We start from the raw sequence: 22,953 nt of genomic DNA on the forward strand, positions 1-22,953 counted from the left end.
ATGTCCCCAAAGAGGGGAGTTCTGGGAAAGCGAATAACACTGGCAAGTATGTAGTTAACTTTAGTGCCCGTTAGTTTATTAATTAATTTAGTTTGTTAATTAATGCAGTTAAAGGATGTGCTGAATTTGCGAGGAAAAATCAGGGGAAAGCTGACCATAATCATGGTTACAATCGCTGTACTAATGCTGTCTGTTACCGGGTGCTCAAAAAATCAGCCGGCAACGGCTGGCAATGAAAGTTCGGCCCAACAACCGGATATTATCAGGGTAGCGACCCCCAACGCCCCGACCAGCCCGTCAATCTACTACGTGGGGGAGGAACTTGGCTTTTTTGCCGAACAGGGGATAAAGATTGAGTACGCCGGGGTGGTGCCTTCCACCCAGTTGGTAGCCTCAGTGGTGGCAGGGAAACTTGATGTGGGCGGTGCTCATATTAACAGAACCATTGCCGGCATTTCGGCCGGTGCCAAAATCAGGGCGGTAACGGCTAATACCGAAACCAGTCAGGCTATTCCGCATATGGTGTGTGTGACTACTAAGAACAGCCCGATAAAAAGTGCCCAGGACATGGTTGGCAAAAAAATCGGGATACCGCTGATCGGCGGCTGCAATGAATACACTCCGTATGCGTATATGAAGAAAAATGGAATCTCCGATCCCAAAAGCAAGGTGCAGATCATCGTTATGCCTGAAACGCAGCTGGATCAGGCCTTGCGCCAGGGCGATATTGATCTGGCCATGATGCATAAAACCACTGATTTTATTAAAGAACGCGGTGAATTCCAGGTAGTGTTCAGCGATTATGATGTCTGGGGCACGATTGGCGGCGCTACGCCGGCCTATTTTTCAGAAAAATTCATTCAGGACAAACCGGATGTAGTCAGACGTTTTGTGGCAGCTGTCGCCAGGACCAACAACTGGGCCAACGCCAATCCGGAGAAAGCCCTGGAGATTACCGCCAAACGGGCCAATGTTGATCCTAAGACCATCAAACCCGGTCATTATGCCAAAGATGCGCTGATTTTAGAAGATACGGTTACTGTCTGGATTAATTTGCTTACCGATTTTAATGAGATCAAAGCCGGCATCAAACCGGAGCAAATCTATACCAATGAATTTAATCCCCATGCCAAGAAATAATTTGTGCAGGGAATCAGCCGATTTCTTGCAGTAAGCTGCTGACTGGTTTAAAAACTAGAGGCTGTATCCCGCAAGGGATGCAGCCTCTATATGTTTAGCGCGAGCTATTATTAATAAGGGGTGCTGATTAGTTATCAAGCTAAAGGCAGAAAGATTTTTCTTTCTGCCTTTAGTCTATTTAGCTAACAAAATAAATGAAGGAGGAATGGTATGAACAACAAGATCGTCTCGTTGCTGCTATTACTATTTCTGGGGTTTTCTCTTACTGGTTGTGCCGGCAGCCTTGGCGGCAGTCAAACTGTGCAGACGGGGACCGTTGCAGCGGACGGAAAAAAGCTTTTTCCGATCAGGGTTGCCGGTGACGGGACCGCTAACGGTGAGGTTATGATTGGCAATGAGGTTGGCTTTTTCCGGGAGGAAGGGATCGAGATTATATTTACCGGCGCGCTTAAAGGCGGCGCCACAGAATTGCAAACCATAGCGCAGGGGATTAACGACGCCTTTATCGGTGGACATCCGCACAGCGTGGCCCAGGCGATTATGGCCGGCATCAAAGTCAAGGCCGTTGCCCCCGGCATGGTCGACCATCCGGACTTCCCCCATGTCAGGTATCTGGTCCGGGAAGACAGCCCTATCAAGACGCTGAACGATATAGTTGGTAAAAAAGTCTCCCAGACCAGCGCTACTTCAGCCTGCCAGGACGGTTATTTAAAACTGCATCTGCAGCAAAATAATCTGCCCCTGGACGTGGAGTGGGTGAAATTGCCTAATCCGGGCCAACAGGAACAGGCCTTAAAACAGGGATTGATAGATATGACAACCTCCCATCCGCCCTATGCCGGGATAACGGTAAAACAGCCGGGCATCCGCCAGGTAGCCACCAGCTACGATATCGTGAAAACGCCGGGGGCCGGCCTGTCGGTTCGCGGCTTCAGCGAAAAATTCATTGCCGAGCATCCTGATGTCGTCAGGGCCTTCTGCCGGGCCTTACAGAAGTCGCACAAATGGATTAATGCCAATCAGCAGGAAGCGGCAGCCATCGTTGCCCGCAAGGTGAAAGTAGATCCTGAACATGTCAGTGTATTCTGGTATGAGGAGCGCGGACACATTGATCCGGCTTATATGGATATATGGGTTAAATTATCGGAGGATATCGGCCTGTGGCCGGCAGGATCCATTAAGTCTGAAGCAATATACACTAACGAATTTGCCCCTAAAGAGTAGTAGCGCATCGATTTGTGCGGCTGCTATTAAATTGCCGTGTACGTTAGTTCATAGTAGCGATAAAAAAGTAAAGGTGGAATTTGCAGGTGATTGCTTGGCTTAGAAGTTTGTTTAAAGGGCTATACAGGATATCTTCTGTTTTAATTTTTTTATTGCTCTGGGAGATTGCACCCCGCCTAGGGATCGTTGATGCCATATTTCTTCCCCCTTTCTCCCAAGTAGCAGTTGCTTTTTGGCAGCTCATTATTACCGGTGAATTATTTACCCATATCAGCATTAGCCTGCTCCGGTCATTACTGGGATTTAGTCTGGGGCTGAGCGTGGCGATTCCGCTGGGATTGCTGATTGGCTGGTTTAAAGGTTTTGAACATTTTATTGATCCGTTGGTACAGACCTTCCGGCAAACATCAACCCTGGCTTTGTTTCCGGTATTTATCCTGCTGTTCGGTATTGGCGAAATTTCCAAAGTGGCCGTAATATTTTGGGGAGTCCAGTGGGCGGTTCTTTTAAATACTATTTCCGGTGTGAAAAATGTGGACCCGCTGCTGATAAAGGCTGCTAAATCACTGGGTATTTCTAAATTTTCTTTATTCATCAAGGTCATACTGCCTGCCTCCATGCCGTCAATTTTGACGGGAGTGAGATTGAGCGCCACCCATTCGATTCTGGTATTAATTGCGGCGGAGATGCTGGGGGCCAATGCCGGTCTGGGTTATCTGCTGTTTTTTGCCGAGGCAAATTTCCTGATCCCCAAAATGTATGCCGCGATTATCACCATGTCGCTTATGGGACTAATTGTAAATTATTCCCTGGTGTCCTTGGAGAAACGGGTTCTCAAATGGAAAGAAGAACTGCCATCGGGAACCTAACCGGTGCAGGCGAGATTAAGCCTGGCATTAAACCCGGCCCAATTTATACAATGTGTTCAATCTCTATTATAAACTGTAGCTTATGGCAGGCCAGACTGAAGGGCCGCGAAAGTTGCTGATAAATGATCTTTACAATACAGGTGAGATACTTTATAATACTATCATAGATTTATGCACAAAATAGCATCCTGTTATTCCTGCGCGGAATGCTGTGTCAGGGGCTGACTGGTTATTACACCAGAGGCCGAGGACCTGTTTTTTTTCTGAGAGAAAAAACAGCCTCGGTCTTTTTATTTTTTAAGGAAGTGATAGGTATTGAAACAGTGCAGACATTAGATTGAAGGCGAACCGGTTTTCAATTATCAGGAAAGAAGGTCAATCGTAATGCCAAAACCAGTAATATGGCTGTCGGTCGTATCACTCGTGTTCGCAATTGCTGTCGATGTCTTTATGGACAATGCCGGCAGGCATATGCCTGTAAAACATCCCTATTTTGTCTATCTGCTGGCGGCTTTTCTCATAATTTTTACAACCATTACGATAACATCCTATTTTAATGCCAAGGCAAAAGCCTGGCTTGAGGAAAGAAATCTGTTTGTTGCGGTAACGTTTTTATTTTTAACTATATTAAATATTATCACCAAAAAGCTGGCTTTGCTGCCGGTTATCTATTTTCCGTCACTCGACAGGATCCTTGGTGTGATTGTGGAAGACCGGGAATTTCTGGCTCTGTGCCTGGCATCTTCCGGCAAACTGCTGTTTACGGGTTATTTCTTTGGGGCAATTGCCGGTTTTGCCACCGGGATTGCCGTGGGTTTCAGCAAAGGGGCCGCCTATTGGATCAACCCGTTAATCCGCGTCCTGGGGCCTATTCCGGCCACGGCCTGGATTCCCCTGGTGCTGATCAGTTTTCCCACTACATTTTCCGCCAGTTCTTTTTTAATTGCCCTTGCGGTCTGGTTCCCGACAACGGTTATGACCAGCAGCGGCATTCTGAATGTGCAGAATGCTTATTTCGAGGTATCCAGCACCCTGGGGGCCGGCAAATATTATCAGATCTTTAAAGTCGGTGTGCCGGCCTCGATGCCGCATATGTTTATCGGTTTGTTCAACGGCACGTGCGCCTCTTTTATCACCCTGATGACAGCAGAAATGCTGGGGGTTAAAAACGGGATCGGCTGGTACATCAACTGGCAGAAAGAGATGATGGCCTATGCCAATGTATATGCGGGGCTGATTATCATTGCCGTGACTTTTTCCATTCTCATTACCCTGCTGTTTAAGGTCCGTGATCAGGTACTGGTTTGGCAGAAGGGAGTCATAAAATGGTAGGAGCAATAAAGATTGATGGGGTTGTGAAACGGTTTGCCCAGCAGGATGCAGAGGATGTTGTGGCCCTCAGCGGTATTGATCTGACAATTGAGGCCGGCGAATTTGTCTCGCTCATTGGTCCCTCCGGTTGCGGAAAATCCACGCTGCTCCGCCTGATTGCCGGGTTGAACGGCGCTGATGCCGGCAAGCTGTATATTGATGGGGAAGAAATCCATGAACCCACCTATGAACGGGGCCTGGTGTTTCAAAACCCGATGCTTTTTCCCTGGCTGAATGTGCATGACAATGTGGCTTTTGGGCTCAAAGCGCGTAAGGTATATAAGCAAAACAAGGACGAGGTGGATAAATTTGTTGAGCTGGTAGGCTTAGGCAGTTTTCATAAGTCCTATCCCCATCAGCTGTCCGGCGGCATGGCCCAGCGGGCCTCCCTGGCCCGGGCCCTGGTCAATCACCCGAAGGTGCTGTTGCTGGATGAGCCGCTGGGGGCGCTGGATGCGTTTACCCGGATGAATATGCAGGATGAATTGATTCGTATCTGGCAGGAACGGCAAACCACCATGATTATGGTAACTCATGATGTTGATGAAGCCATTTACCTGTCAGACCGTATTATCGTAATGACGCCAAGGCCGGGTAAGATTGAAAGCTGTATTGACGTCCGGCTTTCCCGGCCCCGGGCCCGCAGCAACCCGGAATTCCTCAATCTGCGGTCCCGCATCCTGGGGATACTGAATTTTGCCGGCAATGAAAAAGAACCGAGTTATTATTTATAAGAGGTGACAGCATGAAGATGAGAAAAAAAATGACGATGATCGTTCTGACCGTGATCCTGTCCTTATTAGTGTCGGCCTGCGGCCAAAAGCCGGTAACCAAGGCTGACGACGTTGTGCTGAAGATCGGTTATAGCGGCAGCTTGTGTGAAGCCCCTGTACATATGGCTGTGGAAAAGGGCTTCTTTGCCGAGGAAGGCCTGAAAGTAGAGCTGATTAAGCTGGCGCCGGGAACGACCTTTGAAGCCATTACTGCCGGTAAGATCGATGCCGCCTTTGGTTTGCTGGCGAGCCTGATGCAACCCTTATCCAACGGCTTGCCGATTAAAATTACCACCGGCCTGCATACCGGCTGCGATAAAGTGCTTGTGCCCGGTGACTCCGGCATAAAAACCCTTGCTGATCTGAAAGGCAAGCGGATTGGGGTGCCCAGCATGACCAGCAGCCCGATCATTTTTGCCAAACGGGCCCTGGCTGAGGCCGGGGTTGGTGTTAGTGAAAAGAATATGGAGGTCGAGTTTGCCGTTTTCAGTGCCAGCGATCTGCCGATTGCGCTTAAAAATGGTTCGATTGATGCCCTGGCTATGAATGACCCGACGGCAGCTGTTGCCCAAAAGGAGTTTTCGCTGGTTACTTTGGCTGATTCGGCCATAACTGAACCGTACAATACACAATATTGCTGCTCCGCTTATGTAAGCGAAAATATTGCCAAGGATCATCCGGAGCTTGCCGCAAAATATACCCGGGCGATGCAGAAAGCCAGTGCCTGGATTCAGAAAAACCAGGTTGAAACCGCCCAAATTCAGGTCGACAAGAAATGGGTCGCCGGTGACGCCGCTTTTAATGCCACGGTCTTAAAAACCTACAACTATATTCCGTCGGTCAAAGGGGCTTATGATGCCTTTGGCATAACGGCCAAGCAATTGCAGCAAGTTGGGATGTTAAATGAAAGTGTCGATGTGGAGGCCCTGCATAAAAACAGCTTTATCTTTTTTAAAGATGTACAGGATACAGTGCAATAGCCTTGGCCTGTCCGGAGACTCGCAGTGAGTATCCGTGTTCTAAACAGACAGATGAATACGAAACATTAGCTGATCAGTAATATACAGAAGGCTAAGGTCTGTTTAACAGCGCCTTAGCCTTTTGTCTTCCCGGCCGGCTGCCGGTTATCCGTTTTTGGGGAATTCCATATTGTGGTTATGCCGATTTTAAAACGATTGAATCTTAGGAGGTTATTACATGGGTACTTTTATTGAACGCGCGAAATCTACATGCGCTTTGGGTGGTGCAATTGTTACGATATCCTCACTGCCGCGGGCTATCCCGATCGTTCATGCCTCAGGCGGATGTGCAACGATGCTGGCTGGTACCTATAGCCAGGCCAGTGGCTACAAGGGATCCGGGTATTGCAGCGGTCATATGACACCCACCTCCAATGTTGTCGAAAAGGATATCGTTTTTGGCGGCGAGGAGCGGTTGGAGGAGCAAATTACCCATACCATCAAGATAATTGACGGCGATCTGTACTTTGTAGTGACCGGTTGTCAGGTGGAAATCATCGGCGATGATGCTGTCGGTGTAACCCGCCGTTTTAAGGATGGCAAATATCCTGTACTGGCCGCCAACACCCCCGGCTTTATCGGCAATGGCTTTAAAGGCTATGATGTGGTGCTGAGCACCCTGGCCGCCGAGTTTATTGAACCTAAGGCCATAAAGGCCGAAAAGACCGTGAATATTTTGGGGATTATGCCAGGCCAGGATGTATTCTTCCGGGGTAATATTAAGGGAATTCAAAGATTGTTAAAAAAACTGGGCATAAAGGCCAATACTTTCTTTGGCGATGGGGAGACCATTGAAAAAATAAGAAATTACGGGGATGCCGCCCTGACAATCGTTTTCTCGGACAAATATGGTATTGATACAGCTAAAGTATTTGAGGAAAAACATAATATTCCCTATATTACGGTCGATCTTCCCATCGGCGAGACCAGAACCGAGGCCTTTTTATATAAAATTGGCAAGCAGCTGGGCATTGAGCCAGCGGCGATTAACGAGCTTATTGCTGAGGAAAAACGCGAATATTACAGCTATCTGGAACGGTTTCTGGATATCTACAGTGATATAGATTTGCAGCGTTATGCCATTGTTTCCGCCGATATCAATTATGCGTTTTCGCTGACTAGTTTTCTCGCTGATGATTTGGGCTGGGTGCCACACCTTGTCGTCATTAATGAAGAGGTGGATGATATCAGCAAAAAGAAATATGAGCTGAAATTTAACCAGTTGACCTCTGAAGCCAAACCAAAAGTAATATTTGAACAGCATGCCGGGCAGCTCCTTAACCATATCAGGAAGAGCTGGAAACACAACACCAATGAGAAATATTATGATGCGCTCAGCCCGGCTTTCCTGGTCGGCAGCAGCCTGGAGGGCTCTACGGCGCAAAAGATCGGGGCCGCATTCCTGCCTGTTTCTTTCCCGGTCACAAACCGGGCAGTTTTAAATAAAGGCTATACCGGGTATCTGGGGGGTTTATCACTGGCCGAAGATCTGTTTTCGGCGCTTGTCAGCAATCGATAGGAGGGGGTATAACAATGTCCAAATTAACGGAAGACCTTACGTATGACTATTTATCAGCCGAGGCCGCACCTACCAGGGAGGAACGGATTGAGGCGACCTACGCCTTTGGCGGTTCCTGCACCGGGCTGAAGCAGGGCATGGGGCAGGGGTGCACCAAGTATAACAGCAGAAAGTTTGCCCAGGGCGGCGGCTGCCAATTAAGCCTGGCTTTGGGTATTGTCAGATCATTCCAGAATGTGGTTGTTGTCATCCATGGGCCGCTGGGCTGCGCCTCCAATAATCTGGGGGTAGCCGGGTATAGTAAAACCTTTCGGGTGCTAAAGCATAAACCGGTGACTGACAATATCTGGCTGCACACCAACCTGGATGAAAATGACGTGATTGCCGGCGGCATTGATAAACTGCGGGAAGCAATATTGTATGCCGAGCAGGAATACCGCCCGGATGCGATTGTCGTTGGCAATAGCTGCGTGCCAGGCATTATCGGCGATGATATCGACTCTTTAATCGATGAGCTTGACGGGCAGCTGTCGGCCCGGGTAGTTCCTGTTCACTGCGAAGGCTTCAAAAGCAAGTTTGTGGCCACAGGCTATGACTCGGCTTATCATGGGGTATTAAAAAAGCTGGTTGATCCGATAAAAAAATACGACCGGACGGCGCCGGAGGATGTTGACGGGGCCACTGCCGATGCGGCCGAAAGGTATCTGCACAGCAAAACGGTAAATCTCTTAAATGTTGGCTCCACCAGCTATGGGGATGAAGTAGAGCTGTCCAGGCTGCTTAAGGCGCTGGGCCTGAATGTGCGGGTCATGCCCCTGTATGCCAGTATTGAAGAGATTTCACGCATCGGTGAAGCGGCGCTTAATATCAGTATTTGCGCTACTCACGACGACTATCTGATCGGCCATTTAAAAGAGCGTTTCGGCACCGAATATGTCATTGACACCCTGCCTATCGGCATCAAAAACACCAATCAATGGCTGCGGGTTATTGCCAAATTCTTTAAGCTGGAAGATGAGGTGGAAAAACTGATCGCGATTGAAAACGAACAGCTGGAAGCGGCGCTGGAACCATTTAAGAAAGTACTAAAAGGCAAGACGGTGTTTGTCGGCGGCGGAGAGACCCGGATCTTTACCACCGCTGAATTTTATCAGTCGCTGGGGATGAAGGTCTTAGGTTTAAAACCACATAATTTTGACCGCTTTGCCGTGCCGATGATTGACGATATTGATGATCAGGAGGCTGTCATTGATGTTGCTCCCGGCCAGCCATCAGAAGAACTGGTGGTACTCAACCGCCTCCGGCCTGACCTTTATGTCGGTCATACCGGCGCCAATGCCTGGGTAACCAAACTGGGGATACCGACGACGCCGCTTTTTGGCCAGTCGTTTAACTATATGGGGTATTCCGGCGCCTTTGAACTGGCAAGAAAAGCGGTAAGAAGGCTCCAAAATACCGCTTTTACGAAAAAGATCGGGGCCAATGTGGCCTTGCCGTTCCGGCCGGAATGGTATGAAAGCAATCCGTTTGACAATATCAAAGAAGCCCAACAGGGGTGAGATAGTAACACTAACTAGGGGGAGGAATAGGAATGCCTGCTATTGTAGATAACCTGACAGAGCTTATTGGCAATACGCCGCTGCTGCGGCCCAATTCTTTTGCCAAGCTGGCCAGACTGAACGCTGACCTGCTGCTTAAGCTCGAATATTATAATCCATTGGGGAGTGTAAAAGACCGCATTGCCAATTCCATGGTGGTGGCTGCGGAAAAAACAGGCGTGCTCAACCCCGGGTCGGTAATTATTGAGCCTACCAGCGGCAATACCGGCGTTGGCCTGGCCTTTGTGGCCGCGGCCAAGGGCTATCGTATTATTCTTACCATGCCGGACACTATGAGTCTGGAGCGCAGGGCTTTGTTAAAAGCCCTGGGGGCCGAGCTGGTGTTGACACCGGGTGCTGACGGGATGAAGGGCGCCATCCGCAAAGCGGAGGAGCTGTCGGTACGGATTCCGGACTCCGTCATATTGCAGCAGTTCAATAATCCCGCCAATCCGGCCATTCACCGGGAGACCACAGCCGAGGAAATCTGGCGTGACACCGAGGGTAAAGTCGACATCTTTATCGCCGGTGTAGGCACCGGCGGCACCGTTACCGGCGTGGGTGAGGTGCTCAAGGCCCGGAAGGGGGATGTCAGGATCGTTGCTGTTGAGCCCAATGATTCTGCCGTTTTGTCAGGCGGCAATCCCGCCCCGCATCAGATTCAGGGGATTGGGGCCGGCTTTGTCCCCAAGGTGTTTAAGTTTGAGGCTGTCGATGAAATCTACAAGGTGAAAAATGATGAGGCCATTGATACGGCCCGGGTGCTGGCGCGGGTGGAGGGCCTGCTTGTCGGCATTTCCTCCGGGGCGGCGGCCTTTGCTGCCGCGCAGATAGCCCGGCGGCCGGAGAATGCCGGCAAAACCGTGGTTGCCCTGCTGCCGGATACGGGGGAACGGTATTTATCAACAGTCCTCTTTAAAGACCTGACCGACGAAGGCAGTCTATACTGGCGTTAACCGGCGCAACTATGGTATAGTTATAAATTAAATATGTGAGAATAGTAACAGTAAAGTATAGCGGGAGGGATTTTGATGAGTATCTTCAGTTTGATAAAACAGCGATATTCTGTGCGCAAATATGAGGATAGGCCGGTGGAGGCCGCAAAGCTCCAGCAGCTATTGGAGGCTGGCCGCGTTGCCCCTTCAGCCCATAACAATCAGCCCAGCCGGTTGCTGGTTGTGCAGGAGCAGGCCGGTCTGGAGAAACTCAGGAAGGGGGCTAATGTACATGGCGCACCGCTGGCCATCATTGTCGCCGGTGATCACGACACTGCCTGGGTACGGCCCTATGACAAGAAAAAAAGTGTGGATATCGACGCCAGTATTGTTACCGACCATATCATTCTGGCGGCAACTGAACTGGGCCTGGGCACACTATGGGTGTGCTACTTTGATCCGGTCATAATTCGCCAGGAGTTTAATATTCCCGATCACCTGGAACCAATTAATATAATCGGCATCGGCTACGCTGCCGGCGAAGCCAAATCACCGGACCGGCATGATGAGGCGCGAAAACCGTTAACAGAGATTGTGAGCTGGGAAAGCTATTGATAAGCCTGTATTCATCACAAAACAAAATATCTGGTGCTGATTAGTTGAAAAGGCTAAAGGCCGGTAAACATTGGAAAATGTTGTACCGGCTTTCTGTTTTTCACCAAATAAACATAAAGGAGCATAGTTATGACCATTAACCTACAGGTTACTTCAGCCGGTACGCGCGAAAGCCGGCTAGGATCAATTACCGGCTATGCCGGGGATCTGCACGACCTGGTGCGACAGAGCAAATGCGGAACGCTGCAGGAAAAAGACCGCTGCTTCAGCCAGTCCAGTTCTTGTGACGCCGGCTGCGCTTTGAATCAGCTGGCCAGCATCAGCGACGTTGCCGTGATCAATCACGCACCCTCGGGCTGCACGGCAGGAGCTTCTACCACCATTGTCCATTATACTCAGCTTGCGGCCAAGCGGGGCATCGAATACAATACCGTTTTCCTGGGAACCGATATGGATGAAGCGGATACCATTTTTGGGGCGACAGAGGGTCTGCGGCAAATTATCAGCGAAACCTATAACCGCTATAAACCGAAGGCGATTTTTGTGGGAACTTCCTGCGTATCCGGCATTATCGGCGAAGATGTTGACAGTGTGGTTGCCGAACTGAGCCCGGAACTGCCTATTCCTTTGGTGCCTGTCCATTGTGAAGGCTTTAAATCAAGAGTCTGGGCATCAGGCTTTGACGCTGCTGATCATGCCGTGCTGACCGGCATTGTAAAGCCGCCGCAAAACAAGAAGCCTGTGATCAACTTCAAAAATTTCAATGAAAGCGCCAGAAATGAAATCATCCGGATTTTTGCCAACTTTGGGGTTGAACCCTTTTTCTTCTATGCCAATTCCACAGTGGAAGAACTCTCCCGTCTGTCGGAAGCGCTGGCTACCGTGTCAATCTGCGGCACTCTGGGGACCTATTTAGGCAATGGCCTGGAACAGGAATATGGCGTCCCTTATGTAAGGACTATCAATCCGTTAGGGGTTGCGGGTTTTGAAATCTGGCTCAGGGAAATAGGCCGTGTCATTCATAAGCAAGAGGAAGTGGAAGCCTATATTGAACGGGAGCGGGCCTTCTATCTGCCCAAGATTGAGGCAGTAAAAAAGGAGTTGAAAGGGCTGCGGGCCGTCCTGGGAATGGGAGCCAGCTTTGCTTTTCAGGTATCCCGCGTGCTGCAGGAGCTTGGCATTGAGGTTGTATGGGTGGCCTCGTGGCATTATGATACGAAATATGACGATAATGAGCTGCCTCCTTATCTCGATTATTTAGTAAAAGACAATCCCAATAACCTGAAAGTCAGTGTCAGCGACCAGCAAAATTTTGAAATCCTTAATATATTAAACACCTATAAGCCGGATATTTATTTGGCCAGACACCCTGGTACGACCGTCTGGGCCATCAAGCAGGGAATTGCGGCGCTTTTTCTCGGGGATGAGTATAAGACTTTTGGCTACAGGGGAACGCTGGACTTCGCCAATACCATACTTGATACGATAAGAAACCGGAGCTTCGAAAAAAATCTTGCTGCCAGAATCACGCTGCCTTATTCCGATTGGTGGTATCAGCAGGATAATGCGACATTCTTAAAAGCGGAGGCGAAATAGATGCCGAGAATCTTGGATCAACCCAGATACAAATGCGCCATGTCGGCCATGCAGACAGTCCAGGGCATCACCGGCGCTTTACCGATCCTGCATTCAGGCCCCGGTTGTGCCGATAAGCTTCAGGGAGGAAACTATGGCGGCTCGGGGCATTTTGCCCCCCGGATTTTTCCCTGCACCAATCTTACGGAAAAGGACGTAGTTTTCGGCGGCGGGGAACGCTTGCGGGAAACCATTGAGCATGCGCTTAAAGTCATTAATGCCGACATGTATGTTGTGCTAAGCAGTTGTTCTTCCGAAATTATCGGCGATGATATGGAAGAGGTCGTCCGCTCATTCCAGGCTGGGGGAAAACCTGTCATTTTTGCTTCAACAGCCGGCTTTAAGGGGAATAATTTACTGGGTCATGAGTGGGTTGTTCAGGCGATTATTGAGCAATACTTACAGCCGGCAGCCCAAAAGAGCAAAGGGCTTGTGAATATCTGGGCCAGTGTTCCGCAGTACGATCCCTTTTGGTACGGCAATTTATTCGAGCTGGAAAACCTTGTTGCCCAGCTGGGACTAATCCCGAATACCATTTTCGGGTATGACCGGGGCATTAAGAATATCGACAAAATACCGGCAGCGGAACTTAACCTGCTGGTATCGCCCTGGGTTGGCCTGAGTAATGTAAAACTCCTGCAGGAGAAATTCGGGACACCCTACCTGCACCTGCCCACCCTGCCTATCGGTTCTTTTGAAACCAGTAAGTTTTTACGGGCAGTGGCCGGCTTTGCCGGGATCGACAAGCAAAAGGTTGAGGACATTATAACGGAGAATGAAAGAAAATATTACTATTTTATTGAACGGTTTGCCGACGTGTTTCTGGAAACCAGGGTGATGTCCAAACGGTTTGTTGTCGTTGCCGATGCGCAATATTCTTTAGCCATCACCAAATTTCTGGTGAATGATGTTGGTTTGTTTCCCTCTAAGCAATATATAACCGACAATACGCCACCTGAGTATCAGGAACAGATCCGGGAAGAATTTAAACAATTGAACTATGGGATCACCGCCGAGGTGAGCTTTCTTGCCGATGGCTATCTGATTCAGGATGAAATTAAAGATACATATTTTACCGGCTATCCCCTCATTATCGGCAGCTACTGGGAAAAGAAGGTAGCTCAGAAAACACAGGCCCATTACTTGTCAGTCTCCTGGCCGGTAAAAGAAAGACTGGTTATCAACAGCTCCTATGTCGGCTATGGCGGTGGGCTTAAACTGCTGGAAGACATCTATTCGGTTGTGCTTACACGGTTCAATTAGAGACAGACAAAGCAATATATCTACACGTACTGAGTTGAGGGTATTAACAGGACAAATCAGGCAATAAGGCCAAAGAAGCTGCTTGCCAGCCAGCTCTTTGGCCTTATTGCTATATAATTAATTGATGGGGAGGCAGCTTCATGTGTAAAAACACCAAAGGCTAGGGCATATCAGCAGATATACCTTAGCCTTCGGTGTTTACCGATCAGCCCTTGTAATTTAAGCTTATAGTACTACAGGCAGGAGCGTGGTGTCAATGGGGCAGGACATCTTTTGGTAGTTTTGCCTGCCAAGCAAAGATAACTGACCCCAGGATGCAGCAAATACCACAAACAAAAATGGTGGGGCCGGCCCCCCAGTCGTTGGCGACAGCTCCGGCCAGTAGATTGCCCAACGGTGTTGTGCCCATATTAGCCATGGTATAAAAGCTCATGATCCGGCCGCGTTTGTTGTCGGCAACAACCGTTTGCAGCAGCGTGTTGCTGCAGACAGAGTGCAGCATCAGGCCGAAGCCAACACTGATAATAACAGCAAGTGACAGCCAAAACTGCGTGGACAAAGAAAATAAGATCAGGCCCAGGCCCAGGAGCGATGAGGCAAAAATAAGCAGATAGACTATTTTAACTGTACCGGCGCGGGTTGTGAGGAAGGCCGAGGCGATTAAGGAACCGGCACCATTGGCGAACATCAGGTAGCCCAGCGTATCCGGCCCGCCCTGTAAGATCGTCCCGGCAAAGACAGGCATCAAGGCTATATAGGGCATACCGGCCAGACTTACCAGCGCAACCAGCGTGAGTACCGAGCGGATGGTTGGGGAGGAGGTGGCATAATGATATCCCTCCTGCAGTTCAAGCCATATTTTTTTCTGGGGAGCAAGTGCCGGTTGCACCGGCAGCCTCATGGCCAGCAGGGCCAGGATAACGGCAATATAACTGAGACCATTTAACAGGAAGCACATTCCTTCCCCCAGCAGCAGGATAAGCATACCGGCAATGGAAGGCCCCAGTATTTTTCCGCCGTTGACCAGTGAAGAATTCAAAGCGATAGCATTGCCTAAATCTGCTTTTGATTCCAGCATTTCGATGATAAAGGATTGTCTGACAGGCATATCAAAAGCATTAATGATCCCGAGGCATGAGCCCAGGGCAATGATATGCCAGATTTGAGCCTGTTCGGAAAGGACAAGGATTGCCAGCGCCAATGCCTGCAGCATGGAGAGGATCTGGGTAATGAGCAAAAGCCGGTGCTTGTTCATGCGATCGGCAAGCACGCCGGCAAAGGGCGCTAACAGGAGGGTTGGGATTTGCGTGGCAAAGCTGACCGTGCCAAGCATTAGGGCTGAGCCGGTCAGCCGGTATACTAACCAGCCGATTGTGATGCGCTGCATCCAGGTGCCAATTAATGAGATACCCTGGCCAAAGAAAAATAATGCATAATTGCGGTGTTTTAAGGCCCGGAAGGGATGAGTAGGGGACAGTGATTTCGCAATCCGCATAGGCTGGCGGCTCCTCTGACAGTACTTACCACAAAACTATCACAAAATAGTTGCGCGGTCAACTATTTTGTGATAGTTTTGTAGTAACAGACTTAAGTCTTGGTATGATCAAATATGTAAATGGCAGGTGGCATATGCAGGAACGACCGTATATGGGCAAGTGGATATCCATCTTATACCGCACCGGGCAGGCTTATTTTGATAAAAGCTTTGCTGACTATGGCATTGGCAATAAACATTACCGGTATTTATTATTCTTGTATCGTCAGGAGGGCGTAACCCAGGATGTAATGAGCAAATATTTCTATGTGGATAAGGCGACAACGGCCCGGGCAATTCTGGCGTTAGAGGAGCTGGGGTATGTATATAGGCAGGTTGATGTAAGCGACAGGCGCGCCAATAAGGTGTTTCTGACAGAAAAAGGGCGGGCAATGGAACCGGTCATCCGCTCCGTACTTAATGATTGGGCGGAGGTAATGACAAGTGACCTGACGGCAGCGGAACGGAGTACGGTCTATGGCCTGCTGCAGAAAATGGCCTGCAAGGCGGCGGACATGAAGGAGCGGGATTTCCGGAAAAAGGGGGTTGAGCATGATCGCTGATGTACTAAAAAATTTTAGCAGGATACAGAAAATACGCTTGCGTTTTTACAGTAGTTTAAGTTATAATTTAATTCATAGTTAAATGCTGTGGATTAAGACTGATTGGAAAAAAGCCGAAGGTCAGAATGCCGTTTCTGTGGAAACGCTGTTCTGGCCTTATTTTTATTAAACAGGAGTGATGTTGATTAAACACCGGTGACCGTCTGTGTAAAAACCATTAGTTTGGACAACTGGCTGGCTAAAAGCTGGAGGCTGTTTCCCAATTAACCAGGGACACAGCTTTTTATAATATAAAAGGAAGCCGCCCTCCCCGACCAAGAGTTAAGCGACTTCCTCCCCAGCACACCTCACGAGTGAGGTCTGCCTTGCTATAAATATAGCATTGTTTGACCTCCTCCTGCAAGGTGCAAATTTTGAAGGAGGTTTTTGTTATGTGTAGTAATCGCCGGTAAATTTTCTCTTGATCTATCTGAATTATACAAGGAGGCAAAGTCTGAAATGAAAAAATCAATTATACTGTTAATCGCGATTCTGTTAGTCCTGAGTATGGCCGGTTCTGCTGTGGCAGCAAACGATTTTTCCGACGTTGCCGCCAACCACTGGGCTTATGATGCTGTTAACCAGTTGCAGCAAGCCGGTTTGGTTGACGGCTATAGTGATGGTGCTTTTCGCGGCGATAAGGCATTGACCCGCTATGAATTCGCTGTTGTAATAGCACGGGGTCTGGAAAATTACACCAAGGCCAACAATCATCAGCAGGGGTTATTGAATAAACTTTCGGCAGAATTTGCTGCCGAGCTAAACAATATCGGTGTCCGTTTGAACAAGCTGGAGAAAAATCAGCCTAATCTTAAGTTTAGCGGCATTGCCGAAGTCCGTTATACCTCACAGGACAATAACGGCACAGTACCTTCCAGTGTCGGTGGAGCCTACCGCGTCAGACTGAATGGTGTAGCTAAAGTCGATGCTAACACCAGTCTTGGTCTGCGATTGGCATCAGGCACGACGAAATCAGGTACGAAATATAAGTATTCCAGCGGAACTTTTACCAGCTTTGGCTCAAACGCAGCCGCCGATGATAATAAAAATAACGTTACGCTTGACCGGATTTTTCTGACTAGTACTATTGGCGCCGTGCAAACTACGGTTGGCGCCCAGGAACTGAAGCTGGGGACAACCGGTTTCATTGTGGACAGCGGCGGTATCAGCTTTGACGGTATAAAATTCGCAACTGCGGTCGGGGCAGTTAAGCTTGTCGGCAACTGGGGCCGCCAGCAAAAGAACGGGTCAGCCGGCACCACGATTGATGTCGCCTCATTGGAGGCTGCCGCCAAACAGGGCAAACTAAATTATGGCACCGGGTACGCCACCCTTAAAGACCGGGGGAATGTACATACAACCCTGGCGGAATACCTGCACGGCAATGCTAAATATCGCTTTGATGACGGTTTTTCGCTGGGCGGCGAGTATGTTTATAACCAGCAAGCCGATTCAGATAAGACGGCCTGGACAGCTATCGCCACAATCGGCAATCAGGAGATTGTGGCCAAAGGCCAGAACAATATAGTTGTAAAATACTACCATGTTGATAAAAACTCGATCAGCAGACTAACCTCCTATAGCCTGCAAAGCAAGGCTGGAGCAGGGATTACTGAGGCATTTTCTGATGTGAGAAATTTAAAAGGCTTAAACGTTGCTTATAATTACGGATTTAGTAAAAACCTGAGAGCCTATGTGGCCTATCAGAAGCTGACTGACAAAGAGGCTGCTGCTGGTGATGACCGCGGTTATCAATATTATCGGGCGGCGGTTGTAGCCAATTTTTGAGGTATTAAACCGCTGGCGGCGTGCAAACATAATATAAGAAAAATAGAGTCAGAGACTGGTCTCTGGCTCTATTTTCAAATTACCGCTGTTAATCCAGGGCCTGAGCCAAATCGGCAATGATGTCCTCAACATCTTCAATGCCTACCGACAGTCGCAGCAGACAGTCGCTGATGCCTAACCGCTGCCGGATGTCTGCCGGGATATCGGCATGGGTTTGGACAGCCGGAAAGGTAATCAGGGATTCAACACCGCCTAAACTCTCGGCAAACTGGAGGACTTTTACTTTACGCAGCACCTGCGCCGGCAAGCGCGGATGGTCCACGACAAAAGAGAGCATGCCGCCATAACCGGTAGCCTGCGCATCTTGTATATCTTTACCGGGATGATCGGGCAGCCCCGGATAATACACCTTGGTAACACTGGGGTGAGCGGCCAGCCATTGGGCGACAATCAAAGCATTTTCTTCATGCTGACGTAAGCGAATGGCCAGGGTTTTTAAGCCGCGCAGCAGCAGCCAGCTGTCCTGCGGTCCGAGGATAGCGCCGGCAGCATTTTGGATAAAGCCAATTTTTTCACAGAGTGCAGCGTCTTTGGCTACGACCAGGCCACAGATAACATCATTATGGCCTGATAAATATTTGGAACCACTGTGCACGACGATGTCGGCGCCAAGGGTTAACGGCCGTTGGAGATAGGGGGATAAAAAAGTGTTGTCAACAATAACATGGATGGGATTCTCGCTGCTGTTCCGGGCGAGAGCAACGATGGCTTTTATATCGGCGATTTTCATCAGCGGATTTGTCGGCGTTTCCAACAGGATGGCTTTGGTTGCCGGCTGCAGCGCCTGCTGTACCTGGTCGAGATCGCCGGTATCCACAAAAGTGGCAGTGAGGCCAAACTGATTAAATAATTTGTCCAGAATGCGGTAGGTACCGCCGTAACAGTCTTCGGTTATAATAACATGATCACCGGGCCGGTACAGCATAAGTATCGATGTAATGGCTGCCATACCTGAGCCAAAGGCAAAGCCGGCATGGCCTTCTTCCAGGGTTGCCACTGCCTCTTCGACTGCTTTACGGGTTGGATTCTGCGTGCGCGAATAGTCGAAGCCGGTACTGCGGCCAAGCTCGGGGTGGCGGAAGGTGGCTGTCTGATAGATCGGTGTACTGATAGCACCGGTAGTTTTGTCACTAACCAGTCCGGCCTGAACAACTTTAGTAGCAAATTTCATAGTGATCATCTCCTGTTTTAATAATGATTTAGAAAAACTTGGCTTGTGACAAGTCTTGTAGGACGCCGGCAGAATCCACCTGTGCCCTTTAGGGCATAAATTTTTCTTATCCCTTAGATTATAGCTTTGCATTTTTATACATTTTGATGGGGGCAAGAAAAAACAGCTCTTCCGCAAGAAGAGCCGCCTATATGCGCAGATAACTCATCTTCCGGATTGCTCCGCTGGATTTAGCACCTTGCATAAACGCCGGTTGCCGGGTGTCATAGGGCCAGTCCCTCGACCACTCTTGATAAGTTTATATTGAATTATTGGTTATTATTTTGTCATAGTTATTATCATTTGTCAATAGACATTTGTTACTTGGGCGATGTTCTTTTTGTTGACGTCAGTCCAAAAACCAGATATCATAATTGCAAAAGGGTACATCTGTTTTGGGGAATATAGGGGAGGACTGAGCATATGACGGATGTGTGCGATATCCAGACACTAATTAAAAAAGCCGAAATAACCCATGAACTTACAAAGTGCGAAATTGTTGCACTGTTAACCGATAATCAATATGCAGCAGAATTCTTCGCTGCTGCCGACCGGGTGCGCCGGGAATATGTAGGGGATGAGGTTCATCTGCGTGGTCTCATCGAATTCTCTAACATCTGCAAACAAAACTGCCTGTATTGTGGTCTGAGGCGTGATAATAAAAAGGTAGACCGGTACCGGCTGGATATCGATACAATTATTGATTTTGCCGGCAAGGCAACATCATACGGCTACCGCACCGTGGTATTGCAGTCCGGCGAAGACGAATGGTTTGATGTTGATACGATGGTTACCATCATTAAGAAAATTAAGCAGCTTGGTTTGGCAATAACGGTTAGTGTGGGTGAAAAGCCCCGGGAAGTGTACCAGGCTTACCGGGAAGCCGGGGCCGACCGGTATCTGCTCCGCATTGAGACTACAGACAAAGAACTGTACGAGAAATTGGACCCGGGAATGAGCTGGGATAACCGGGTACGGTGTCTGCAGGATATAAAAGAACTGGGCTTTGAGCTGGGGACCGGCTGTTTGGTTGGTATTCCAGGCCAGACAATAGAGTCCTTGGCTGACGATATTCTTTTCTTTAAAAAGATGGATGCTGATATGATCGGGGTAGGGCCGTTTATTCCTAACCCGGATACACCGCTGGCCGCTGAAGCCGGCGGTACGTTCGACCTGAGCACCAAAGTCATGGCCATGACCCGTCTGTTGCTGCCTGATATTAATATTCCGGCGACAACGGCCATGGAATCACTCCATCCTCAGGGGCGCGTGCTGGCACTGCAGCGTGGTGCTAATGTGGTTATGCCCAATGTTACCGAGGGTGAGTACCGACAGATGTATCTGTTATATCCGGGGAAAATATGTATAAATGATACGCCAGCCCATTGCCGGGGGTGTATCACCGGCAAAATTCAGGGTATTGGCCGGCAAGTGTCTGGGACGTATGGATTCCGGCAAAAACATGCCTAGCACTAGTAGAGCCAAATGGAGGAAATATCAATGACTAAACAGGGTCCTATGAGTACAGGCAAGCATTTCTCTGATGCCGGTCTTGCGCTTATTGAACATGCGGTGCGAGATATTAGCTTTGGCTCGCTTACTTTAGTAGTCCAGGATTCAAAGGTAATTCAAATTGAAAAACTGGAGAAAATCCGGATTTGTGAGCATCAGCCAAAAGCCAGCGGCAAAACTGCAGTAAAGGCAGCAGATGGCGCTGCTCTGCGGACGCGGATTTTACAGTCTGTCAGTGGCATGGAGTACGGGAAGGTTGCCATCCAGATTCAGTCAGGACAAATTATTCAGGTGGAGCGGACCGAAAAATACCGGGTAGGTAAATTTACCGGACTCCATGGTGAAGGAATTTAAGCGTTGACACCTATAGAGTAATATGCTATCATGATTTACAAATATGGTACTCAGTTACCTGAGCCCATTACAAGCGTTATGTGCTGATCAGAAATATACTGAAGGCCAAGGTTCGATAGGCGAACCTTGGCTTTTTATTTCCGTTACAGCCTTTCTACAATCGCCGCAGGGAGGGGGATGGATGGCAGCACCCGGCTCGGCCCGTATGGTTTGCCGAAATTGTGCCAACCTCTTGCCAGGTGGTGCTATCAGCGGTACTGGTGGTAAGTAATCATGCTGTAATAAAATTTTATAGTTGAAAAATACTTGGTTGATCAGAAAACTGAAGGCCGAGGATGTGCAGAACATCTTCGGCCTCTTTTTAGTTTCACACAGACAATGAATAGTGGAGGAATTTTAGCATGAGCACCAAAAAAAACGCCCAACATTTGAGCTGCACCGATTGCAGTGTTTACAATTGTAGAACCCGGAGTCAGCAGTTTCCGGGATTTTGTCTAACCACGAAAGATAATGACGGGAACTCGATTGCCGGGGATATTGAAGAAATCAAAAAATATCTGCAAGGAGACCATCAGGACGCTGTTGTTGCCCGGGCGTCGGCCCAGGTAGAAGGGCTGTTTTATGGCAAAAAGACAAGGGTAGAAGAAATTATCGAGTTTGCCAACCGGATCGGAGCCAAAAAAATTGGTATTGCCACCTGCGCCGGTTTGATTGAAGAAGCCAAAATATTTGCCGGCATCCTAGCGGCCAAAGGCTTAGACTATTATAGCGCCATCTGCAAGGTCGGGTCTGTTGATAAAGCCGATATTGGCGTGCTGGAAGAGCATAAGCTCAGGCCGGGAAATCACGAAGCAATGTGTAATCCGATTTTACAGGCCCGCATCCTCAACTATCAAAAAACCGATTTAAACGTTGTTGTCGGCCTGTGTGTGGGGCATGATTCTTTATTTACCAAATACTCGGACGCCCTGGTCACCACCCTGGTAGTTAAAGACCGGGTGACTGGCCATAATCCGGTGGCTGCTTTGTATACCGCACATTCTTATCACAAGCGGCTGCTGCAACAAGAAAAATGAGTGAATAAAAAACGGGGGGGTTTATTATGAAAAAAGCGAAATTTATTGCTCTGGCCCTGGCTATGGTTACACTGCTGTCCCTGTTGCTGGCCGGCTGCCAGTCCGCAGCACCGGCAACGGCCGCCAAAAAGAAAATTGTCATCGGTACCGGTAATGCCTATAAACCGTACTGCTTCTTAGATGAAAAAGGCAATCTCACCGGCTTTGAGATTGAGGTTCTCAAAAAAATTAATGAAAAGCTGCCCCAGTATGAATTCGAGTTTAAAACATTTGATTTTAATGCCATCCTGGTCAGTCTGGAAACAGGCAAAATAGATCTGGCCGCCCATCAGTTTGAAGTGAATCCGGAACGAAAAAACAAGTTTCTGTTTGGCGATGAGGGTGTGACTATCTATGACCTGAAACTGGTGGTCAAAGAAGACAGAAATGATATAAAGACGCTGGACGATCTGGCGAAGATTAACGGCACCATTGAAGTAGGCAAGGCTTCGACCAATAAAACCTATGTTGTTGATAAATGGAACAAGGAACATGGCAATAAATTGAATTTGGTATTTGCCGCATCAGATACGACGATAACCCTGCAGAACCTGGACTCAGGCAAGACCGATGCGTTTGTTAATATCCAGCGCAATGTTGATGATTACCGTGCTACCTATAAAGCCAAAATTAAAACTGTAGGTGAACCGATCAGCTTTTCTAACTCCTATTATCTCTATCGCAAGGATGATTCCACCGGGGCGCAGCTAAAAAAGGATATTGATGCTGTTCTAAAAACCATGAAAGAGGATGGCACACTCGTGAAACTGTCGCAGCAATGGCTGGGAGGAGACTATATTCCCAAAAAATAAGGAAG

At 48.7% G+C, this 22,953-nt stretch carries 20 protein-coding genes and 1 riboswitch; of the genes, 18 read left to right on the forward strand and 2 right to left on the reverse strand.

Translation table 11 applies throughout. The annotated features are described in order from the left end of the window. Positions 1–102: 102 nt before the first annotated feature. The 12 genes from SPTER_RS02830 to SPTER_RS02885 all read left to right on the forward strand — a co-directional run bounded on the left by SPTER_RS02830 (position 103) and on the right by SPTER_RS02885 (position 13,961). The gene (locus SPTER_RS02830) at positions 103–1,140 is read left to right on the forward strand and encodes an ABC transporter substrate-binding protein (protein ID WP_144348963.1); all 1,038 of its coding nucleotides are present in this window, start codon (positions 103–105) and stop codon (positions 1,138–1,140) included. A 210-nt stretch (positions 1,141–1,350) separates the two neighbouring features. Then, a complete protein-coding gene (locus SPTER_RS02835; protein WP_144348964.1) occupies positions 1,351–2,364 on the forward strand; it encodes an ABC transporter substrate-binding protein in 1,014 nt (337 codons plus the stop codon). A 107-nt stretch (positions 2,365–2,471) separates the two neighbouring features. Then, positions 2,472–3,233, forward strand: a complete 762-nt coding sequence (locus SPTER_RS02840; RefSeq protein WP_246105453.1) for an ABC transporter permease — start codon at positions 2,472–2,474, stop codon at positions 3,231–3,233. Positions 3,234–3,617: 384 nt separating this feature from the next. Then, positions 3,618–4,565: an ABC transporter permease gene (locus SPTER_RS02845; RefSeq protein WP_144348966.1), complete on the forward strand. Its 948-nt coding sequence runs from the start codon at positions 3,618–3,620 to the stop codon at positions 4,563–4,565. Continuing rightward, positions 4,559–5,338 (forward strand): ABC transporter ATP-binding protein, encoded by a 780-nt coding sequence (locus SPTER_RS02850; protein WP_144348967.1) that lies wholly within the window; start codon positions 4,559–4,561, stop codon positions 5,336–5,338. Before SPTER_RS02845 ends, SPTER_RS02850 begins: the two co-directional genes overlap by 7 nt. Positions 5,339–5,349: 11 nt before the next feature. Continuing rightward, positions 5,350–6,357, forward strand: coding sequence for an ABC transporter substrate-binding protein (locus SPTER_RS02855; RefSeq protein WP_246105454.1), 1,008 nt, complete (start codon positions 5,350–5,352; stop codon positions 6,355–6,357). A gap of 217 nt (positions 6,358–6,574) precedes the next feature. Beyond that, positions 6,575–7,915 (forward strand): nitrogenase component 1, encoded by a 1,341-nt coding sequence (locus tag SPTER_RS02860; RefSeq protein ID WP_144348968.1) that lies wholly within the window; start codon positions 6,575–6,577, stop codon positions 7,913–7,915. Positions 7,916–7,929: 14 nt separating this feature from the next. Next, the gene (locus tag SPTER_RS02865; RefSeq protein WP_144348969.1) at positions 7,930–9,474 is read left to right on the forward strand and encodes a nitrogenase component 1; all 1,545 of its coding nucleotides are present in this window, start codon (positions 7,930–7,932) and stop codon (positions 9,472–9,474) included. A gap of 32 nt (positions 9,475–9,506) precedes the next feature. Beyond that, a complete protein-coding gene (gene cysK / locus SPTER_RS02870; RefSeq protein ID WP_144348970.1) occupies positions 9,507–10,469 on the forward strand; it encodes a cysteine synthase A in 963 nt (320 codons plus the stop codon). A gap of 75 nt (positions 10,470–10,544) precedes the next feature. After that, positions 10,545–11,063, forward strand: coding sequence for a nitroreductase family protein (locus tag SPTER_RS02875; RefSeq protein WP_144348971.1), 519 nt, complete (start codon positions 10,545–10,547; stop codon positions 11,061–11,063). A 129-nt stretch (positions 11,064–11,192) separates the two neighbouring features. After that, the gene (locus SPTER_RS02880) at positions 11,193–12,659 is read left to right on the forward strand and encodes a nitrogenase component 1 (protein ID WP_144348972.1); all 1,467 of its coding nucleotides are present in this window, start codon (positions 11,193–11,195) and stop codon (positions 12,657–12,659) included. Then, positions 12,660–13,961 carry a nitrogenase component 1 gene (locus tag SPTER_RS02885; RefSeq protein ID WP_144348973.1) on the forward strand — a complete coding sequence of 434 codons (1,302 nt, stop codon included), beginning with the start codon at positions 12,660–12,662 and terminating at the stop codon, positions 13,959–13,961. Between the two features lie 253 nt (positions 13,962–14,214). Here the strand turns inward: SPTER_RS02885 and SPTER_RS02890 are convergent, their stop codons facing one another. Beyond that, entirely contained in the window at positions 14,215–15,456 is a 1,242-nt protein-coding gene (locus SPTER_RS02890; RefSeq protein WP_144348974.1) for an MFS transporter, read from the reverse strand. A 134-nt stretch (positions 15,457–15,590) separates the two neighbouring features. Between SPTER_RS02890 and SPTER_RS02895 the strand changes: the two genes are divergently transcribed. Then, complete coding sequence (locus SPTER_RS02895; RefSeq protein WP_144348975.1) at positions 15,591–16,058, forward strand: MarR family winged helix-turn-helix transcriptional regulator; 468 nt, start codon at positions 15,591–15,593, stop codon at positions 16,056–16,058. A 498-nt stretch (positions 16,059–16,556) separates the two neighbouring features. Continuing rightward, positions 16,557–17,885 (forward strand): S-layer homology domain-containing protein, encoded by a 1,329-nt coding sequence (locus SPTER_RS02900; protein WP_144348976.1) that lies wholly within the window; start codon positions 16,557–16,559, stop codon positions 17,883–17,885. Between the two features lie 88 nt (positions 17,886–17,973). Here the strand turns inward: SPTER_RS02900 and SPTER_RS02905 are convergent, their stop codons facing one another. Next, positions 17,974–19,116 carry a trans-sulfuration enzyme family protein gene (locus SPTER_RS02905; RefSeq protein WP_144348977.1) on the reverse strand — a complete coding sequence of 381 codons (1,143 nt, stop codon included), beginning with the start codon at positions 19,114–19,116 and terminating at the stop codon, positions 17,974–17,976. Between the two features lie 201 nt (positions 19,117–19,317). Further along, positions 19,318–19,415: riboswitch (SAM riboswitch) on the reverse strand. A 163-nt stretch (positions 19,416–19,578) separates the two neighbouring features. Between SPTER_RS02905 and hydE the strand changes: the two genes are divergently transcribed. From hydE to SPTER_RS02930, 4 genes are all read left to right on the forward strand, one after another. Further along, a complete protein-coding gene (hydE, locus tag SPTER_RS02910; RefSeq protein WP_170233123.1) occupies positions 19,579–20,625 on the forward strand; it encodes a [FeFe] hydrogenase H-cluster radical SAM maturase HydE in 1,047 nt (348 codons plus the stop codon). A 30-nt stretch (positions 20,626–20,655) separates the two neighbouring features. Beyond that, the gene (locus SPTER_RS24995) at positions 20,656–21,021 is read left to right on the forward strand and encodes a YezD family protein (protein ID WP_211367416.1); all 366 of its coding nucleotides are present in this window, start codon (positions 20,656–20,658) and stop codon (positions 21,019–21,021) included. A gap of 401 nt (positions 21,022–21,422) precedes the next feature. Further along, positions 21,423–22,097, forward strand: a complete 675-nt coding sequence (locus SPTER_RS02925; protein ID WP_144348978.1) for a DUF1847 domain-containing protein — start codon at positions 21,423–21,425, stop codon at positions 22,095–22,097. 26 nt (positions 22,098–22,123) lie between these two features. Continuing rightward, entirely contained in the window at positions 22,124–22,948 is an 825-nt protein-coding gene (locus tag SPTER_RS02930; RefSeq protein WP_144348979.1) for a transporter substrate-binding domain-containing protein, read from the forward strand. Positions 22,949–22,953 lie beyond the last annotated feature (5 nt).

The sequence above is a fragment of the Sporomusa termitida genome (genome assembly GCF_007641255.1).
Taxonomy (GTDB): Bacteria; Bacillota; Negativicutes; order Sporomusales; family Sporomusaceae; genus Sporomusa; species Sporomusa termitida.

Bases quoted from the DNA above. Each gene is read 5' to 3' on its own strand.
- SPTER_RS02830 (WP_144348963.1), top strand. From the start codon at position 103: ATGCAGTTAAAGGATGTGCTGAATTTGCGAGGAAAAATCAGGGGAAAG.
- SPTER_RS02835 (WP_144348964.1), top strand. From the start codon at position 1,351: ATGAACAACAAGATCGTCTCGTTGCTGCTATTACTATTTCTGGGGTTT.
- SPTER_RS02845 (WP_144348966.1), top strand. From the start codon at position 3,618: ATGCCAAAACCAGTAATATGGCTGTCGGTCGTATCACTCGTGTTCGCA.
- SPTER_RS02850 (WP_144348967.1), top strand. From the start codon at position 4,559: ATGGTAGGAGCAATAAAGATTGATGGGGTTGTGAAACGGTTTGCCCAG.
- SPTER_RS02855 (WP_246105454.1), top strand. From the start codon at position 5,350: ATGAAGATGAGAAAAAAAATGACGATGATCGTTCTGACCGTGATCCTG.
- SPTER_RS02860 (WP_144348968.1), top strand. From the start codon at position 6,575: ATGGGTACTTTTATTGAACGCGCGAAATCTACATGCGCTTTGGGTGGT.
- SPTER_RS02865 (WP_144348969.1), top strand. From the start codon at position 7,930: ATGTCCAAATTAACGGAAGACCTTACGTATGACTATTTATCAGCCGAG.
- cysK (WP_144348970.1), top strand. From the start codon at position 9,507: ATGCCTGCTATTGTAGATAACCTGACAGAGCTTATTGGCAATACGCCG.
- SPTER_RS02875 (WP_144348971.1), top strand. From the start codon at position 10,545: ATGAGTATCTTCAGTTTGATAAAACAGCGATATTCTGTGCGCAAATAT.
- SPTER_RS02880 (WP_144348972.1), top strand. From the start codon at position 11,193: ATGACCATTAACCTACAGGTTACTTCAGCCGGTACGCGCGAAAGCCGG.
- SPTER_RS02885 (WP_144348973.1), top strand. From the start codon at position 12,660: ATGCCGAGAATCTTGGATCAACCCAGATACAAATGCGCCATGTCGGCC.
- SPTER_RS02890 (WP_144348974.1), bottom strand. From the start codon at position 15,456: ATGCGGATTGCGAAATCACTGTCCCCTACTCATCCCTTCCGGGCCTTA.
- SPTER_RS02895 (WP_144348975.1), top strand. From the start codon at position 15,591: ATGCAGGAACGACCGTATATGGGCAAGTGGATATCCATCTTATACCGC.
- SPTER_RS02900 (WP_144348976.1), top strand. From the start codon at position 16,557: ATGAAAAAATCAATTATACTGTTAATCGCGATTCTGTTAGTCCTGAGT.
- SPTER_RS02905 (WP_144348977.1), bottom strand. From the start codon at position 19,116: ATGAAATTTGCTACTAAAGTTGTTCAGGCCGGACTGGTTAGTGACAAA.
- hydE (WP_170233123.1), top strand. From the start codon at position 19,579: ATGACGGATGTGTGCGATATCCAGACACTAATTAAAAAAGCCGAAATA.
- SPTER_RS24995 (WP_211367416.1), top strand. From the start codon at position 20,656: ATGACTAAACAGGGTCCTATGAGTACAGGCAAGCATTTCTCTGATGCC.
- SPTER_RS02925 (WP_144348978.1), top strand. From the start codon at position 21,423: ATGAGCACCAAAAAAAACGCCCAACATTTGAGCTGCACCGATTGCAGT.
- SPTER_RS02930 (WP_144348979.1), top strand. From the start codon at position 22,124: ATGAAAAAAGCGAAATTTATTGCTCTGGCCCTGGCTATGGTTACACTG.